This window comes from Pseudozobellia thermophila (assembly GCF_900141855.1).
GTDB lineage: Bacteria > Bacteroidota > Bacteroidia > Flavobacteriales > Flavobacteriaceae > Pseudozobellia > Pseudozobellia thermophila.
The window spans coordinates 472,335-488,310 of the sequence record NZ_FQYU01000002.1 but is presented as its reverse complement, the minus strand read 5'-3'; the positions used below and the strand labels follow the sequence as shown (position 1 = coordinate 488,310).

At 48.3% G+C, this 15,976-nt stretch carries 10 protein-coding genes; 3 read left to right on the top strand and 7 right to left on the bottom strand.

What is annotated here, in order from left to right; all coding sequences use genetic code 11:
- Positions 1-5: 5 nt before the first annotated feature.
- Positions 6-1,193, bottom strand: a complete 1,188-nt coding sequence (locus BUB37_RS07555) for an MFS transporter (RefSeq protein ID WP_072991229.1) — start codon at positions 1,191-1,193, stop codon at positions 6-8.
- A 289-nt stretch (positions 1,194-1,482) separates the two neighbouring features.
- On the bottom strand, positions 1,483-3,690 hold the full coding sequence (locus BUB37_RS07550) for a bifunctional alpha,alpha-trehalose-phosphate synthase (UDP-forming)/trehalose-phosphatase (protein ID WP_072992635.1): 2,208 nt from the start codon (positions 3,688-3,690) through the stop codon (positions 1,483-1,485).
- Positions 3,691-3,792: 102 nt separating this feature from the next.
- On the opposite strand from BUB37_RS07550, the gene BUB37_RS07545 reads away from it, so the two are divergent.
- The gene (locus tag BUB37_RS07545; RefSeq protein ID WP_072991226.1) at positions 3,793-5,595 is read left to right on the top strand and encodes a glycoside hydrolase family 15 protein; all 1,803 of its coding nucleotides are present in this window, start codon (positions 3,793-3,795) and stop codon (positions 5,593-5,595) included.
- Positions 5,596-5,677: 82 nt separating this feature from the next.
- Here the strand turns inward: BUB37_RS07545 and BUB37_RS07540 are convergent, their stop codons facing one another.
- The 5 genes from BUB37_RS07540 to BUB37_RS07520 form a co-directional block, all read right to left on the bottom strand.
- Positions 5,678-7,489 (bottom strand): acyl-CoA dehydrogenase family protein, encoded by a 1,812-nt coding sequence (locus BUB37_RS07540; RefSeq protein ID WP_072991223.1) that lies wholly within the window; start codon positions 7,487-7,489, stop codon positions 5,678-5,680.
- Between the two features lie 81 nt (positions 7,490-7,570).
- Positions 7,571-8,761 carry an acetyl-CoA C-acyltransferase gene (locus BUB37_RS07535; RefSeq protein ID WP_072991220.1) on the bottom strand — a complete coding sequence of 397 codons (1,191 nt, stop codon included), beginning with the start codon at positions 8,759-8,761 and terminating at the stop codon, positions 7,571-7,573.
- 3 nt (positions 8,762-8,764) lie between these two features.
- Positions 8,765-11,170: a 3-hydroxyacyl-CoA dehydrogenase/enoyl-CoA hydratase family protein gene (locus tag BUB37_RS07530; RefSeq protein WP_072991217.1), complete on the bottom strand. Its 2,406-nt coding sequence runs from the start codon at positions 11,168-11,170 to the stop codon at positions 8,765-8,767.
- A 28-nt stretch (positions 11,171-11,198) separates the two neighbouring features.
- Positions 11,199-11,666, bottom strand: coding sequence for a MarR family winged helix-turn-helix transcriptional regulator (locus BUB37_RS07525; RefSeq protein ID WP_072991215.1), 468 nt, complete (start codon positions 11,664-11,666; stop codon positions 11,199-11,201).
- Between the two features lie 189 nt (positions 11,667-11,855).
- Positions 11,856-13,628, bottom strand: a complete 1,773-nt coding sequence (locus tag BUB37_RS07520; protein WP_072991212.1) for an AMP-dependent synthetase/ligase — start codon at positions 13,626-13,628, stop codon at positions 11,856-11,858.
- Between the two features lie 709 nt (positions 13,629-14,337).
- On the opposite strand from BUB37_RS07520, the gene BUB37_RS07515 reads away from it, so the two are divergent.
- Together BUB37_RS07515 and BUB37_RS07510 are read left to right on the top strand one after the other, a co-directional pair.
- A complete protein-coding gene (locus tag BUB37_RS07515; protein WP_139278087.1) occupies positions 14,338-14,607 on the top strand; it encodes a hypothetical protein in 270 nt (89 codons plus the stop codon).
- Positions 14,608-14,633: 26 nt separating this feature from the next.
- Complete coding sequence (locus BUB37_RS07510) at positions 14,634-15,938, top strand: DUF6623 family protein (RefSeq protein WP_072991206.1); 1,305 nt, start codon at positions 14,634-14,636, stop codon at positions 15,936-15,938.
- The last annotated feature ends 38 nt before the right edge of the window (positions 15,939-15,976 follow it).

Sequence of the window (15,976 nt, the reverse complement as noted above, 5' to 3'; positions counted from 1 at the left end):
AAGTTTTAATCAGGTTTGCTCGGCTTGTCCGATACGTGTTTTCTTCCTATATGGAGAAGGCCAAATAGCGGTCCGAGGGCCAAGATAATAAAAGCGTAGGACGGATTATAATTTTGTACTAAAACCGATACGGTTTCTATGCTAAGGATGCTAATGGCAAAACCGATACAATTGACCAGGGTGAGGGCGGTGCCTTTGAGTTCGGGAGGGACGGAAGCGGCTATCAAGTTGGAGAACTGGGGCGAATCGGCCGTTACCGCCATGCCCCAAAGTAGCCATCCCATCAAAAACAGGGGTAGGGGAAATGCGAAGAGTAGGGGCGATAGTATGCATAGGAGCCCGGATACGGCAAGGGATACGACGGCCACGTTGCGGCTTCCCGCCCGCAAAGAGACCCATCCGCCCAATACACAGGAGAGTCCGCCCAAGGCGATGACGGTTCCGGTAACCAATGACACGGGCATTCCGGAACCACTTAGGTTGTTATAGGTTGTTACGGCCAGCGGGGTAAAGGCCCAAAAGGCATATAGCTCCCACATATGGCCAAAGTAGCCGAAAGCGGCTTGCCGATAAGCAGGGAGCTTAAAGAGCAAGGGGCCTGCGCCCAGGTTAAGCCGGGCACTGGGTTTGCGATACGGTCCGTTGGGCACCAAGGCCCAGAGCGCAAAACCGCCGGTCAGGGAAAGTACCGAGGTTGTTTGGATTACCCGGGTAAAATCGCCGCCCGTGCTTGTTCCCCCGACGAAGTAGGGGAATGCGGTTCCCAGAACCAGGGCGCCTACCAGATAGCCCAAGGCCCTGCCCAAGCCTTCCCGATAATAATCGGCGGCTATCTTCATGCCTACGGGATAGATGCCGGCAAGGAAAAAACCCGTACCGAAACGGGCAAGGAGGAGCGTCCATTTGGACAAGTTTTCAGCAAGCAGGCAAAAGTTGCACAGGGCCGCCAAAACCGAACAGACCAAAAATACCCGGGAAGGCGAAAACCGGTCGGCCACCATAAAAAGACCGAATGCCAAGGTACCTATGATAAACCCGAATTGTACGGATGAAAGTACATATCCGATAATTTCGGGGCCTAGTCCCGTTTTGGTGGCAAGCTCCCCCACGATGGCGTTGCCGGCAAACCACAACGAGGTACAGGCGAATTGCGAGGCGATAATTACAGGGAGTATGTGGGGTTTGGGCTTCAATCAGTTTTTCTATCTATTAAATCAAGGGCAACTTTACCCGCTCGATTGGCTAAATTACCTCAAGCGGGGACAACGGGGCACTAGGCTGTGCTGTTTTGTCGCTGATATTCTGTCGAATTACAAAACGGGCCGTTTTTTATATTGACCTAATACCACCTATCTATCCGCTTAGGCGAAACGAAAAAACGGGGACCAATTGGCTTGGCCCCCGTTTTTCGGGATGTTCTTTAAGGCCGATCGGGCTTGCCCCATGTGCCTTTATACACGTCGATCTACCGCTATCGCCGAGTTAGTATACAAAGCGTTTCAACAAAGACCTTACGTTCTTTACACTTTCGACATAGTAGCGGGCATTTGTTTTTTGACGGCCTACCTTAACGGTAATCGAATCTTCGGGCAATTCCATAAACATAAATTCGTCGGTCCAGTCGTCACCGATCGAAAACACAAAATCGTAATCGTCTTCGGCATACATACGCATGGCGGCACGGCCTTTATTGACGTTGCTGCTCTTGATTTCCATTACCTTATTGCCGTTTAAGACGCTGAGGTCGTCGGTTCCGATCAGGCTGGTAAGTACGGTATTGAGCTCACTGGCCCTTTTTTGGCCAAAATCGGGGTCGGTGTTTCTGTAATGCCAGGCCAAGGAGTAGTTTTTTTCCTCGATAAAGCTACCCGGTGTCCGATCGACAAAGGATTCGAGTACCGGAAGTATTTTTTCCATCCAGTCTTTTTTGACGTTTTCGATCATTTTAAATTCTTCCCCATTCCTTGAAAGCCAAACCCCGTGTTCGACGATCATATTGTATTTTTTGGGCAAGAACCATTTGGTGAACGTTTCCTTATCGCGTCCGCTTATTAAGAACATTTCAGTGTTTTCTTGCGACGAAATAAGGTCGAGCAGTTCGTAGAGCTCTGGGTCGGGCCCCGCTTTTTGGGGGTCTTTGTAAAAACCGGCCAAGGTTCCGTCGTAATCGATGAACAAAAGCCTTTTACGGGCCGATTTATAGTCCTTGACGATGGTATTCATTAAATCTACCGATAGTTTTCTGGCCACATGGCTGAAATCCTTTTCTTTTTGGTCTAATAACGACCCCATAAAATCGTTTGCCCATTTTTCGACATTGTAACGTTCGAGTCGCTTCTGAAGTACCCGGTTTCGTTCCTGTTGCTCTTCAACGGGCATGGTAATGGCCTGGTTCAGGGCATCGGCCGTTTGTTCAAAATTATTGGGGTTGATCAAGATGGCCTCGTTCATTTCATTGGCCGAACCGGCCATTTCACTGAGAATAAGAACCCCGGTGCGGTCGGTTCTCGTAGCGATATATTCCTTGGCCACGAGGTTCATCCCGTCGCGGATGGGGGTTAGCCAGGCAATGTCGCAGGTGGTGTACAGGTCGATAAGGTTTTCAAAGGGCATGGATCGATAGAAATACCATATCGGGGTCCAGCTTACGGTAGAGAATTCGCCGTTAATGCGGCCCACAAGTTCGTCTATTTCCCTTTTTAGCAATTGGTACTGGGGGACGTTCGACCGGGAGGGCACGGCGAGGATAATAAGGCGTACCTTTTCTTTGTATTGGGGGTATTTGTTGAGAAAATACTCAAATGCGTTCAATCGCTTGGCAATGCCCTTTGTATAGTCGAGCCTATCGATGGAAAGAAAAAATTTGGCATCGGGATCGGTCTTTTTGTGTTTGTACAGACGCCTTTGAAGTTCCGATTGCTCCCCGGGCGGGGTATTTTGGTTTTTAAGCGCCGCTTCACTGAACTTCTTGTAATCGATACCCATGGGGAAGGAATCGACCTTGATCACCCTTTCGTCCATATGAATATCGTTGAAGCTCACTTCGAGGCCCAACAACCTTCTGACCGAACTTAAAAAATGCCTTTCGTAATCGTAGGTGTGAAACCCTATTAGGTCGGAACCCAAAAGGCCTTCGAGGATTTCTTCACGCCACGGAAGGGTCCTGAATATTTCGAAGGAAGGAAAGGGAATGTGTAAAAAGAAGCCAATGGAAATATTGGGTTTCTTTTCCCTGACCATTTGCGGGACCAGCATTAATTGGTAGTCGTGTACCCAAATAATGTCATCGTCGTTCGCAACCTTGAGAATGGCATCCGCAAACTTTTGGTTGACCTGTTTGTATATGTTCCAATTGTCAAGTTCAAATTCGGAGTACTCCAGAAAGTAGTGGAAGAGGGGCCATATGGTACGGTTGCTGAAGCCGAAATAGAAGCCGTCGACTTCGTCGGCCGTCAAATTGACCTTTGACGAGCCATGCTCGCTTAGGGCCTTGTCTATCTTGGGCGCCAGGGCCTTGGGTATTTCCTCATCGGTGAGTCCGCTCCACCCGATCCATAGACTATCGCCCCCGGAGTGTACCGATTTCATTCCGGTTGCCAGGCCGCCCACACTGGGAATGGCTGTAATGTCTCCGTTGCTGATTTGTAATTGAACAGGAAGTCTATTTGAGATTATGATAGTTTTGCCCATAAATTGCAAGTTTTACTTTGTTTTGAAGTTTATTTCTCTAAATTTCGTGAAAAAGAAGGGTAATAACAATTCGATACCCTTATGAATCAATAATTTTATTGAATGGATAATTTAGATTATGGAATTATAGGAAATTGCCGAAGTGCGGCCCTTATATCCAAAACGGGAAGTATCGACTGGTGCTGCCTGCCCGAATTTGATTCGTCATCCGTATTTGCAAAACTCCTGGATGAGGAGATCGGGGGGAGTTTTGGTTTTATCGTAGACGAAAGTTACCGCATAGACCAAAGCTACATCGAACATACGGCCTTGTTGCGCACCTCGTTTTCCGATGGCGAAAATGCCTTTGAGGTCTACGATTTTATGCCGCGTTACCATAAGGTTTCGGGCGGTTACCACTCGCCACCCGAAATTGTCCGGTATATAAAACTGGTATCGGGAAGGCCCAAGTTCAGGGTGCATTACGACCCCAAACTCGAATATGCCCTGGGAGCGACCGAAACTTACGTAAAGCATAATTTTTTGGCAAGCCTTACCCATGCCGTGAAATTCGATACGGTTTTTTTGTACACCTCGTTCAATAAGAATGCGGTAGTCGAGGGACGTGAAATCGAAATTACCGAGGACGGTTATTTCTTAATGGGGTACAACGAAAAGATCCTAATGCCCAATACCGAAAAAATATACCTTGAAATGGAGCGTACCAAGGTGTATTGGCTTAATTGGAGCAACAATACCCCGACATACAAGAAATACAACGCAGAGATCAGCCGTAGTGCCATAACCCTAAAGCTTTTGAGCTACGATAAAACGGGGGCCGTCTTGGCGGCGGCCACTACCTCTTTGCCCGAAACGATCGGCGAGGTAAGAAATTGGGACTATCGGTTCTGCTGGATACGCGATGCCTCGATGGTGGTCAAGGTGGTGTCCGAACTTGGGCATAAAAATGTGGCCCGACGCTATTTGCAATTTATAATCGACCTGATTCCCGACAAGGACGAGAAGTTGCAGATCATGTACGGTATCAACAAGGAAAAAATATTGACGGAGGAAACCTTGGACCATCTCAGTGGTTATAAGGGGTCGAAGCCGGTTCGGGTCGGAAATGCCGCCTACATACAGCGCCAAAACGATATTTATGGCATTTTAATGGATGTCATTTACGAACAATTGGTTCAATTCAATACCGATATCGAAAACGGGGAGGAAATATGGACGATTACCAAAGGAATAGTCTGGATTGTTGAAAAACACTGGCAGGAAGCCGACAAGGGCATATGGGAGTTTCGTTCGGAAGATAGGCACTTTACCTTTTCCAAGGTGCTCTGTTGGACGGCCATTGACCGGGCCATCAAGGTGGCCAAAATTTTTAACAAGCACCACAAGATCGCAAAATGGAAGCCCTTGCGCGATACCATTTGGCAAGATATCTACGAAAACGCTTGGAACGAGGAGGTAGGGGCATTTACCCAGTCCTATGGGTCGAAACACCTGGACGCCTCGGTACTCTTGATGGAATCGTACGGGTATATCGATGCCAAGCACGAAAAGTTCGTGCGTACGGTCGAGGCCATTGAAAGGGAGCTCAGTAACGATGGATTGTTGTACCGCTATAAGAACGAAGATGATTTTGGCCTGCCCTCCTCGTCGTTTACCGTATGTACCTTTTGGTTCGTCAACAGCTTGTTCAAGATCGGGCAGGAGGAAAAGGCAATGGAATATTTCGACCGCTTGTTGGGCTACAGCAATCATTTGGGCCTGTTTAGTGAAGATATCGACTTTAAGAGCAAAAGACTGCTGGGCAATTTTCCGCAGGCCTATTCGCACCTTGCCTTGATCGAATGTGCCATTAATTTTTCGAACAAGAACAGCGAGGAAAAAATATTGGAATCTATGCGGGAGTAAGGATCGTTTTAGATAGGTATAAAACAAAAAACCGCCCGTATGGGCGGTTTTTCTGTGTGTAAACACACGATAGGTATTTGAATTAGTCAAAAGTATAAGCATTGTCGGCTGCAACCTTGTCGGCTATTTGAATGCGCAAGGCCGCTACATTGGGGTTGTTCGTGTATTTCGTAAAACGTTTAAGTCCCATTAACATCATTCGTTGCTCATCGCCTTCGGCAAAGGAAATAATGGCTTCCTTGCCCTTTTTGATGACCGTTTCTGTGGCGTTGTACAGGTAGAGCTGGGCCATGGCTATTTGGGTGGCCTGGGCCTCTTCGCCAAAGCGTTTGACGTTTTTCTCCGTTCTTAGGATAGTGCTTTCCGCCATGTAGATTTCAATAAGAATATCGGCCGCGGCAAGCATCAGTTGTTGGTGTTTTTCCAATTCGGGACCGAATTTCTGAACGGCGCTTCCGGCAACCATCAGAAATACCTTTTTCAAACGTGCTATCAAGTCTTTTTCCTCGGAAAGCACCTCGGAAAAATCGGGTGTGTCAAACGAAGGTATGCCCATCAGTTCGTCGGCCACGGCGGTGGCGGGCCCCAGAAGGTCGACATGGCCTTTCATGGCCTTTTTGACCAACATTCCTACGGCCAACATCCTATTGATTTCATTGGTGCCTTCGTAGATACGTGCAATACGTGCATCGCGCCATGCCTTTTCCATAGGGGCGTCGGCACTAAAGCCCATACCTCCAAAGATCTGTATTCCTTCGTCGGTGGTCTGTTGTACGTCTTCCGAAACGGCAACCTTCAAGATGGAGCACTCAATGGCGTATTCCTCCACTCCCTTGAGTTCGGCCTCTTGGTGGGAGTTTCCTTCCGATTGGCGAATGGCGATCCTATCTTCAATGTTTTTGGCGGCCCTGTAACAGGCAGACTCACCGGCATAGGCATTTACCGCCATATCGGCGATTTTGGCCTTGATGGCCCCAAAGTTGATGATGGGGGTTTTAAATTGAACCCTTTCATTGGCGTATTTGACCCCTTCGGTAACGATTCTGCGCTGCGCTTCCAAACAGGCGGCGGCCAATTTGATCCGGCCGATGTTAAGTGCGTTCATGGCAATTTTAAAGCCATTGCCGCGCTCTGAAAGCATGTTTTCTACGGGTACCTTGGTTTCGTTGAAGAAAACCTGGCGGGTAGAGGAGGAGTGTATACCTAGTTTTTTCTCTTCCTCCCCTAAACTGATACCGTTATCCGGATCATTTTCCACAATAAATCCGGTAATGTTCTTGTCGTCTTCTATTCGGGCGAAAACGATGAACAGGTTGCAGAAACCGGCATTCGAAATCCACATTTTCTGGCCTGAAATACTATAGTATTTTCCGTCTTCAGATAAAACGGCCTTGGTCTTGCCCGAATTGGCATCCGAGCCGGCTCCCGGTTCGGTAAGGCAATAGGCGCCGAACCATTCGCCCGAGGCCAGTTTGGGGACGTATTTGCGCTTTTGCTCTTCGGTGCCGTATAAGGTAATGGGCATTGTGCCGATTCCCGTATGGGCGCCGAAGGCCGTACTGAACGAACCTGTGGCCCCCGAGATATAGTCGCAGACCAACATGGTCGAAACGAAGCCCATGCCCATTCCGCCATAGGCCTCGGGCACGGCCACGCTTAAAAGGCCCAATTCACCGGCCTTGCGCATGCACGCTTCGGTATAGGCGTAATCCTTCTTCTCGAAACGCTCCCATTCGGCCCAAAGTTCCCGGTCGACGAACTCTTTGGTACTTTCACGCATCATGCGTTGCTCTTCGTTTAGGTCTTCCAAGGTGAAAACCTCGTCACAAGGGGTTTCCTTGACCAAAAATTGACCACCTCGTAAGATGTCCTTTTCTATTTTATCGGTACTCATGTTGTTGATTTTAAGTGTTTAGACAATACTATCGATACTGAATATGGGTAGCAAAACCCTTATGGAAACCTTTTTGTGTTCCTATTTCAGGAATTCAAAAATGCCTGCGGCCCCCTGTCCTGTTCCCACACACATGGTAACCAAGCCATGCTTGCCCTGTAAGTTGCGCTTGCGCATTTCGTCGAACAGTTGGACCGAAAGTTTTCCGCCGGTGCACCCGAGGGGATGACCAAGGGCAATGGCGCCCCCGTTTACGTTGACAATGTCGTTGTTGAGTCCGAGTTCGCGGATAACAGCGAGGGATTGTGATGCAAAGGCCTCGTTCAATTCGATCAGCTCAATGTCGTTCAGCTTAAGGCCGGCCTGTTTCAGGGCTTTGGGAACGGCCTTTACCGGTCCGATGCCCATAATTCTCGGTTCTACCCCGGCAGCGGCATAGCTCACCAGGCGTGCCTCGGGTTCCAGGTTCAATTCCTTCACCATGTCTTCGCTCATGATCATTACGAAGGCGGCACCATCGCTGGTCTGCGAGGAATTGCCCGCCGTAACGCTTCCGTTGGCGGCAAAAACCGGCCTAAGCCTGGCCAATGCCTCCAATGACGTATCGGCTCTCGGGCCTTCGTCCTTTGTTACGGTGTACGTTTTTGTCGCTTTTTTGCCCTTTTCGTCAATATAGGTCTGTTCTACCTGTATGGGAACGATCTGGTCTTGGAAACGGTCTTCGGCCTGTGCCTTTAAGGCCTTTTGGTGCGAATGGTAGGCAAATTCGTCCTGATCTTCGCGTGAAACCTTGAATTCCTGGGCCACGGCTTCGGCGGTATTTCCCATTCCCCAATAATAATCTTCATGGCCGGCCTTGACGAGGTCGTAGTTGAGTTCCGTCCTAAAACCTGTCATGGGTACCGAGCTCATACTTTCGACGCCGCCCGCAATGATGCAATCGGCCATTCCCGACTGGATCTTGGCCGTGGCGATAGCGATGGTTTCCAGGCCCGACGAGCAGAACCGGTTGACGGTAACCCCGGGAACATCGACAATGTCGAGCCCCATTAGCGATATCAACCTGCCCATGTTCAGACCTTGGGAGCCTTCGGGCATGGCGTTTCCGACCACAACGTCGTCAATTCTCTTTTTGTCAAAACCTGGGAATTGCCCCATCACGTACTGAATGGTCTCGGCGGCCAACTCATCGGCCCTTTTAAACCGAAACACCCCTTTACCCGATTTTCCAACGGCGGTTCTATATCCTTTTACTATATATGCTGTTTTCATTTTTTAATTTCTTAGTGGTTTACCGGTTTTCAACATGTGCTGTATTCTTTCCAGCGTCTTTCTTTCGGTACAAAGCGATAAAAACGCTTCGCGCTCCAGGTCGAGCAGGTATTGCTCGTCGACCAGGGCAGGTTCCGATAGATCGCCACCCGCCATCACATAGGCCAGTTTATTGGCAATTTTCTTGTCGTGTTCGCTGATGTAGTGGCTGGCTTCCATCGAATCGGTACCGACCAAGAACATGCCCAGGGCCTGTTTGCCCAGAACCTTGATGTCCTTCCTTTTAATAGGTTTGGTGTATCCGGCCTCCGCCATAAGCAGGGCATGGGCCTTTGCCGTCGCAATCTGGCGGTCTTTGTTCACCACGACAATATCCTTTCCGGGTTGTAAAATACCCAAGTCGTAGGCCTCGTAGGCCGATGTGGATACCTTGGCCATTCCTATGGTCAAGAAATACTCCTGCAATACGTTTAGCTCAACGTCGTTTTTCTTAAAGGTATCTTGGGCACGGACGGCAAATTCCTTGGAACCGCCCCCTCCGGGTATCACACCGACACCAAATTCTACCAGACCGATATACGTCTCAGCAGCGGCAACGACCTTGTCGGCATGCAAGGAGAGTTCGCAGCCTCCGCCAAGGGTCATTCCATGGGGTGCGGAAATGGTTGGAATGGAGGAGTAGCGCATGCGCATCATCGTATCCTGGAACATTTTGATGGCCATGTTCAATTCGTCGTACTCCTGTTCGACGGCCATCATAAAGATCATTCCGATATTGGCGCCGACCGAAAAGTTCGCCGCTTGGTTGCCCACGACCAAGCCTTGGTAGTCTTTTTCGGCCATATCCAAGGCCTTGTTCAGGCCGGCGAGCACATCGCCGCCGATGGTGTTCATTTTGGACTGGAATTCTACGTTGAGTATGCCATCGCCCAGGTCTTCAACGACGACCCCTTTGTTTTTGAAAACTTTCTTGGTCTTTCGGATGTTGTCTAGAATGATAAAGGCATCTTGTCCGGGCACCTTTTCCATGGCTTTTTTCGAAATGTCATAGAAATAGGTCGCACCGTCCTTTACCGTATAGAACGAATCCACTCCGGAAGCCTTCATTTCCTCGACCCAAGCCGCGGCTTCCTGGTTTTCCGATTTTATGAACTCGAGACCTTTTTCAAGGCCTACGGCGTCCCAAATCTGGAAAGGGCCGTGTTCCCAACCGAAACCGGCCTTCATGGCATCGTCTATTTTATACAGCTCATCCGATATTTCGGGAATTCTGTGCGATACGTAGGCGAAAAGCTGTCCGAAACTCTTTCTGTAGAACTCCCCGGCCTTGTCTTTCCCGGCCGTAAGTACAGGAAAGCGATCGATGACCTTGTCGATGGTCTTGGTCAGTTCGAGCGTGGCGAACTTGGCACTTTTCTTTGACCGGTACTCCATGGTATCGAGGTCCAGGGTGAGGATTTCAGTCTTTCCGTCCTTGTCTTTCGATTTTTTATAAAACCCTTGTCCCGTTTTACTTCCCAACCATTTGTTCTCCATTAGGGTATCGATGAAATCGGGCAATTTGAACAGTTCGTGCCGCTCATCGTCGGGGCAATTTTCATAAATTCCGTTGGCCACATGTACCAAGGTGTCGAGGCCGACGACGTCGACGGTGCGGAAGGTGGCCGACTTGGGCCTACCGATAACGGGGCCGGTAAGTTTGTCGACCTCCTCGACGGTCATACCCAATTCCTTTACCATATGAAATAGGCTCTGGATACTGAAAATACCGATCCTGTTGCCAATAAAGGCAGGTGTGTCTTTGGCGACTACCGAGGTTTTTCCCAAGAACTTTTCGCCATAACCGTTCAAGAACTCCAAAACCTCAGGGGAGGTCTTTGGCCCGGGAATGATTTCGAAAAGTTTGAGGTAACGGGCCGGATTAAAAAAGTGGGTGCCGCAAAAGTGTTTTTGGAAATCCTCGCTACGGCCTTCCGACATGAACTTGATCGGAATACCCGAGGTGTTTGAGGTTATGAGGGTACCTGGGGTACGGTGTTTTTCCAGGTTTTCGAAAACCTGCTTTTTAATGTCGAGCCGCTCAACGACGACCTCGATGATCCAATCCACTTCGGACACTTTGGAAATATCGTCCTCCAGATTGCCCGTGGTAATCCGCGAAGCGAATTTTTGATGATAGATGGGCGAGGGCTTCGACTTTAAGGCGGAAGCGAGCGACTCGTTTACCAACCGGTTGCGAACCACCTTGTCGTCAAGGCTCAATCCCTTTTTTTTCTCTTTGTCGTTCAGTTCCCTTGGAACGATATCCAGAAGGAGAACCTCTACTCCGATATTGGCAAAATGGCAAGCGATACCGCTTCCCATAATACCGGATCCTATAACCGCTACTTTACTTATGTGTTTGTTCACTGTTAAATATTATTTATAGGTTAAGTGGTCAATCTGTTTTTTGACCATTGATCGTATTATCGTTCGTTTGAATGATCTTTTCCGAAATCATTTCATTGATCGAGTTCATCACTTCAAAAAAGCCATCCAGACTTTCTTGTGAGACCCTTGACCTAACGGTTTCGTTGAAGCGGAGCACCACATTTTTCGAATCGTTCCTTTTTTCAAGACCGAAATCGGTAAGGTGTATAAGCACCCCCCGCCCGTCTTGGGGGTTGGGCTTTCTTTCGATCAAGCCCTGCTCCTCCATTCTCTTTAAGATACGCGATAGGCTTGTGGCCTCCATTCCCATTTTGGGGCCCAATGATGTCGAGGGCGTACCCGTTTTGGGGTCGATACTCAACAAGGTGAAGCCCACGGCCATTGTAGAACCGAATTTTTTCGCCTCTTCGTTGTACATCCTGGCAACGGCCTGCCACGTGGCACGAAGTGCGTAGTCAATCGTAATTTCTTTCATCGGTCGGATTTAGGTCTACCAAAGATATGAAAAATTTATTATGCATGCATAATAAAATCACAAAAAAATAATGGTGCCAAAACCCCGGTTTGGGACGTTCAATGGGAGTTTCTACTACAAAGGTCTAGCCTCTTTCGCCAGCTTGCCAAAGCATATGACGGTAGGTAAACGACGGCCGGCCGATGGGGGTCAATGGCCGTAGATGTCGTTGTAAAGGTCGATGTATTTTTCTTTTATAATTTTTCTTCTCAGTTTCAAGGTCGGGGTGAGGTGGCCTTCGTTAATGCTCCAGACATCGGGGGTAAGGCGAAATTGTTTGACCTTCTCCCATTTGGCGAATTTCTCGTTAGCCTTGTCCACTTCCAATTGATAGCGTTCCAACACTTTTTCGTTCAAGATGATATCCGAATTCTCGGGAATGGTAATGTTGTGTCTTTGGGCCCATTCGTGCAAGTATTCAAAGTCGGGCTGGATGAGGGCGGCCGGCATTTTTTCGCCTTCTCCTACGACCATGATCTGTTCGATGAACCGCGATTGTTTGAACCGGTTCTCCAAAAGTTGTGGGGCCACGTACTTGCCACCGGAGGTCTTGAACATCTCTTTTTTACGATCGGTAATCTTTAAGAAGCCGTCCTGGTCTATTTCGCCGATATCGCCCGTATGGAAATAACCGTCAATTATAGCTTCGGACGTTTTTTCGGGGTCTTTGTAATACCCCATCATTACTTGGGGCCCCTTAATGCATATTTCGCCGTCTTCGGCGATCTTGACCTCGGTTTTGTCAATGGGCTTTCCAACCGTGCCGATACGGAATCCTCCATTGCGCATATCGTTTACGGCAATTACCGGCGAGGTCTCCGTTAGTCCGTAGCCCTCCATCAGTCCGAATTCGGCCGCATTGAAGATCCGGGCCAGTCGGGGTTGTAGGGCGGCACTACCCGAGGCGATAAGGCTCAGGTTTCCGCCTAGGCCTTCTTTCCATTTGCTGAAAATCAACTTTCGGGCAAGGGCCAGTTTTTTTTCGTACCACCAACCGTTTTGTCCATAGGGCTCAAACTTGAGGCCGACCCCTACGGCCCAAAAGAAGAGTTTCTTTTTGATGCCCGTCAGCTCGGCCCCCTTGGCGATAATCTTATCGTATACCTTTTCGAGCAAACGCGGAACGGCCGTCATCACGTGCGGGCCCACTTCTTTTAGGTTTTCGCTGATTTTGTCGAGCGATTCGGCATAGTAAATGCTTACACTGCGGTATTGGTATAGGTAGATCAACATACGCTCGTAGACATGGCACAAGGGCAGAAAACTGAGCGCCTTGGTTTTTCCGTCCGTAATGGGAAGGCGTTTGGAGCTCTCGAGGGCATTGCTCACCAGATTGGAATGGGAGAGCATGACGCCCTTGGGCTTTCCGGTTGTTCCCGAAGTGTAGATTAGGGTGGCCAGATCGGAAGGCTTTACACTATCCTTTAGCTTGTCTACTTCCCCTTGGTTCGAAACGTCGGCCCCTAGTTCCAAGACTTCCTTCCAATTTTTACAGGAGTCGATCTCGTCGAAGGAATACACTTCTTCAAGGTTCGGAACCTGGTCCCTGATCGAATTGACCTTGTCGTACACCTCTTGACAGGAGACAAAACAATATTTGGCTTCCGAATGATTGAGCACGTAAACGTATTCTTCGGCCGAAATGGTCGGATAAATGGGCACATTTTGCGCTCCCAATTGCAGTATGCCTATGTCCATCACGTTCCATTCGGTACGGTTGGTCATTGAAATTACCGCTATTTTGTCATTTGTGCCTACGCCCATGCGCAACAAGGCCCGGCTGATCGCATTGGCCTGGTCTATATATTCTTGTGTGGAAAGGGCAAGCCATTTTCCGTCGCGCTTGGTGACCAAGGCCTCCTCCAGCGGGCAACTTTCAAGTTGGTAGTAGGGAAAATCAAAAAGTCGAGTGATTTCTGTCATAACTGGTATTAATAACTACTTGCAAAATATGAAAAGCAAGCGGTATTTTAAAATAGGATTCATAAAATCGATACTGCTTTGATGTCAAATTGCAAATTTTCAACGAGTTGTCAATGGATTAATTTATGAATTTTCGATAAACGCCCATAAATTAGGTATGAATTGAGGTTAAGAACCACCTAAAAACCTGGCCCATAATGCAGGGTGGGGGGCATTAAGTACACCAGTTGGCCCAAATGCGTATACGATATCCGCCCCCCTGATCTAAAATTTTGGCAATAGGGCATAGGTGCGTGTCGACAATGGGCATGTAATTCTTATCGTGCCCTATACCTTGGATACTAATAGGATTGTTTTTTGTAATATATTGTTTTTTAGTTTTTTAAACTGCATATTATACAATATTTCTTACAAGTTATAAGTCTATTCTTACGATTTGTGAAGTTTAGCTGTTTTTTTTATGGATTAAAGTGTAGCTTTAATCTGCTTGGATGTCAATCTGATGTTGGCATATAAGGCCCAACGGCCTTTTTGTGTGTTATAGGTCCTTTTCTGTTTGGGACTCTCACAGGGCAAGACCCGCCTGACCCATCAATTTTTAGCAATGAGAATATGTACTGTTTTGCTTATGTCGATAGTGATCGGAAGTTCTTGTGCCCCAAAAAGGACCAATAGTTCAACGGTTTCACCCCACCAAAAAGAAATGGCTATGAAACAAAACACGGTAGAGAACCAGCCCGGAATTATAAATTTTCGGGAGGATATCCAAAAATTCAGCATTTCGTTCCATCAAAAAAACACCATCGACTCGCAATTCACCTGTATCGTTCCCGATTCGGGAATGATCCCCCAAAACTTGCAAAAACCGGGAACCAAAGTGGTTTTTACGGGGGTACTTGTAAAGGATCCTACCTTGCCGCCGCCCAGAATGGGGGGAGAGCAGGTTTATCTTCTAGCGGAGCTAAGAAGCATAGAATAGTACTTAATCTTCAAAAACAATGGGTTATGAGTGAAGTTGTAGAAAAAAAGAGTTCGAAAAAACTCAAAAAGGCGGAATATGTTCCGCAAAAGTCATCGGATGTAAAGGAATTGCAAAAGCATTTGCAGTTGTTCGGGTACCTAAATCCCGAAGATGCCGCTTTTGGGGTAGAGGAAAACAGGCCTCCTCAGCCTGAGGAATCTGCGCTGGAAAGCTTGAAAACCTCCTTTATCGAACCTGGAAAAATGGACAAGGCGACAGTGGAGGCACTGAAGAAGTATCAAGAGTTTCATGGGCTTGACGTTACGGGGAAGTTGGACAGGAAAACCCTCGACGAACTGGATCAAAAGCGTTGTGGTATGCCCGATTTGGGTGAGTTCTCTACCCATGGCAATAAGTGGTCGACGACCAGTCTGACCTATGGTTTCGATAACTATACCACCGATAATGGACTTACGCCGGCAAAAATTCACGAAGCCATAGCACAGGCCTTTGCGATGTGGGCGGCCGAAACACCGCTGAGCTTTAGAAGGGTCAACAATAGTGCAAGTGCCGATATACGGATCAAGTTCGTTTCGGGAGCCCATGGCGATGGATCGGCCTTTGACGGGAAAGGAGGCGTATTGGCCCATGCCTACTACCCACCCCCAAATTCCGGAGCCTTGGCAGGTGACGCCCATTTTGATGGCGCCGAATCGTGGACCATCAATATACCTACTGGGAGCGGCAAAGTCGATTTGGTAACGGTGGCGGCCCATGAATTTGGACATTCTTTGGGGCTACGCCACTCCAACGTGAACGGTTCGTTGATGTTTCCCACCTATGCGGGCCCCATGCGCTACCTGCATGCCGACGATATCGCAGGTATCAGGACCATTTATGGGGGATACTCCATTGAAAACGCCCCTTGGATCCACGGAACCAGTATTCAGGTCGAATACCCTGAGCGCTTGGAGCGTATTACCAGGGCCGGATTTTACACCTACCTGTACGGCAAGCCCAATACCACCAACTGGTTTCATTTTGCCTTGCCGACACCGGTTATAAAGGACCAAAAACGGTTAAAAGTGGTCTGTGCCATTTTGCGTTTCAGAACCTTTTCGACCAAGGCGATGGTCGACCATGTCCATATTTATGACGGTTATAGCAAGATAGCCGCACACAATAACCTAAGCCTGTCCGGCGATAACTGGTTCAAAAAATTTGGTGTGGCCCATAAGCCCTATGTGTATTGGGGATTGGGAATCTCGATCGGTGTTTCCTTTTCGAACGGTACTTTGAACGAAAGGCGAATGGACTTTGTATCCGCCGGTTGTGATTTGATCAATTAACGGATCTTCGGTTCGGTTACGAAAAGAGGCTGCCCGAA